The organism is Romboutsia sp. MSSM.1001216sp_RTP31141st1_G3_RTP31141_220114 (genome assembly GCF_039031195.1).
Classification (GTDB): domain Bacteria; phylum Bacillota; class Clostridia; order Peptostreptococcales; family Peptostreptococcaceae; genus Romboutsia_C; species Romboutsia_C hominis.
The window spans coordinates 1-2,469 of sequence record NZ_JBCIUO010000048.1 but is presented as its reverse complement, the minus strand read 5'-3'; the positions used below and the strand labels follow the sequence as shown (position 1 = coordinate 2,469).

The following is a 2,469-nucleotide window of genomic DNA, read 5'->3' as shown; positions in this document are numbered from 1 at the left end:
GAAGCTAAAGGATATATAAATGCTTGTGTAAATGGCGGAATAAGAGCGGTAGAATTAACATACTCAATACCTAATGTTGTTGATTTAATAAATGAACTAAGAGATGACAAAAATCTAATACTAGGTGTTGGAAGTGTTTTAAATAGAGAAATGGCTAAAGATGCAATATTAGCGGGAGCAAAATATGTTGTAAGTCCAGGATATAGTGAAGAAGTTAATGAAGTATGCAAACAATTAAATACACTTTATTTACCAGGATGTATGACAGTAAGTGAAATAATGAATGCACAAGATAAAGGAAATAAAATGGTTAAGTTATTCCCAGGTGATGTATTTGGACCAAAGTATGTAAAAGCTATAAAAGCTCCAATACCAAATGTTGAAATAATGCCAACTGGTGGAGTTAGTATAGATAATGTAGATAAGTGGTTTGAAATGGGAGTTTCTTGTGTAGGAGTAGGAAGTTCACTATTTAATGCAGAAAGCTTAGAAGATATAGAAAACTTAGCTAAGGAATTTGTGGAGAAAATACAAAATGTCAGAAGCAAATAATAAAAAGGTTTTAGGTTTTGGGGAGGTAATGTTAAGGTTAATACCTCCCAACAATAAAAAAATTATACAGTCAAACTCTTTTGAAGCAATTTATGGTGGAGGTGAAGCAAACGTTATAGCAAGTTTATCTTGCTTTGGTCATAAGACTAAGTTTGCGACTAAATTACCAGACAACTCACTAGGTGATAAAGTAATAAGAGATTTAAAAGGATTTGATATAGATACTAGTTCAGTCGTTAGAGGAGAAGGAAGACTAGGAATATATTTTTCTGAAATAGGTCATGGATATAGAAGTACAGAAGTTATATATGATAGAAAATACTCAGCTATATCAATGGCAAATAAAGAAGAATTTGATATCAAATGTATGCTAAAAGATGTAAGTTTAGTTCATATGTCTGGTATAACTCCAGCACTTAGCAAAGAGTTATATAACTTAGTTATAGATATTGCAAAATACTGTAAAGAAAATGATATACTAGTGTCCTTGGATTCTAATTACAGAGCTAAGCTTTGGAGCTTAGAAGAAGCTAAAGGATTTTTAGAAAAAGTACTTCCTTATGTAGATATAGCATTTTTAGGAAAGTTAGATATGACAAACATATTAAAATATGAGGATAATGATTTAGACTTTGAAGATTCTCTTAAAGAGTTGTACAAAGAGTTATTTAAGAATTATCCAAATATAAAATATGCAGCATGTACTAAAAGAAGTGTTCATTCAATAAATAATAACTCATTAAAAGGTTATATATTTGATGGAAATGACATGCAAATATCAAGTGAATATACATTTGATATATTAGATAGAGTTGGTGGAGGAGATGCATTTACAGCAGGAATACTTCACGGAGTAATAAATAATATGGATTCAAAAAAGACTGTTGAATTTGGAGTTTGTGCAAGTGCACTAAAGCATTCTATAAGAGGAGATATAAATTTAGTAGACGAAGAATGTGTTATTAGTTTGATAGATAAAGGTCTACAAAATATAAAAAGATAATTGGGGGAATAGTAAATGGAAATGACGTTTAGATGGTATGGACAAGATGACCCTGTAAAGATAGAGTACATCAGACAAATACCAGGAATGAAAGGTATAGTTACAGCAATATATGATATACCAGTTGGAGAAGCTTGGCCATTAGATAAAATATTAGAACTTAAAAAGACTGTAGAAGATAATGGACTAAAACTTTCAGTAATAGAAAGTGTACCAGTTCATGAAGATATAAAGTTAGGACTTCCTACTAGAGATAAGTACATAGAAAACTACAAAGAAACGTTAAGAAATCTTGGAAAAGCAGGAATAGAAACAGTTTGTTATAACTTTATGCCAGTGTTTGACTGGACTCGTTCAGATCTAAACTATGAACTTGAAGATGGTTCAACTTGTCTAATATATGATGAAGAAACTGTTAAGAAAATGGATCCAGCACTAGGTGAATTAGAACTTCCAGGATGGGATACTTCTTATGGAAAAGGTGGACTAGGAGCATTATTAGATCAATATAAAGATATAGATGAAGAAAAGTTATGGGAAAATCTTGAATACTTTATAAAAGAAATAATACCAGTAGCTGAAGAAAGTAACGTAAAAATGGCAATACATCCAGATGATCCACCATGGGGAATATTTGGACTTCCAAGAATAATAACAAATTTTGAAAATCTAGAAAGATTTGTAAATCTTTATGATAGTGAATACAATGGTATAACTTTATGTACAGGATCATTAGGATGCACAAGTACTAATGATGTAGTAAAAATGGTTGAATACTTTGGAAAAGAAAAAAATAGAATAAACTTTGCACACTTAAGAAATGTTTTAATAACAGGAGAAAGTAGCTTTAATGAAGTAGCTCACTTATCTGAGTGTGGATCACTTGATTTTTATGAAATAGTAAAAGCATATTG

3 protein-coding genes are annotated in these 2,469 nt (G+C 30.5%); all 3 read left to right on the top strand.

All coding sequences use genetic code 11. From position 1 onward, the window contains the following. Positions 1–552, top strand: a 552-nt coding sequence (locus ABCP60_RS15825) for a bifunctional 4-hydroxy-2-oxoglutarate aldolase/2-dehydro-3-deoxy-phosphogluconate aldolase (RefSeq protein WP_343102176.1), incomplete at its 5' end; no start/stop codon positions are given. Next, positions 536–1,555: a sugar kinase gene (locus ABCP60_RS15820; RefSeq protein ID WP_092925132.1), complete on the top strand. Its 1,020-nt coding sequence runs from the start codon at positions 536–538 to the stop codon at positions 1,553–1,555. The genes ABCP60_RS15825 and ABCP60_RS15820, both read left to right, overlap by 17 nt. Before the next feature lie 15 nt (positions 1,556–1,570). Further along, the coding region (locus ABCP60_RS15815; RefSeq protein WP_343102175.1) for a mannonate dehydratase at positions 1,571–2,469 on the top strand (899 nt) is incomplete at its 3' end.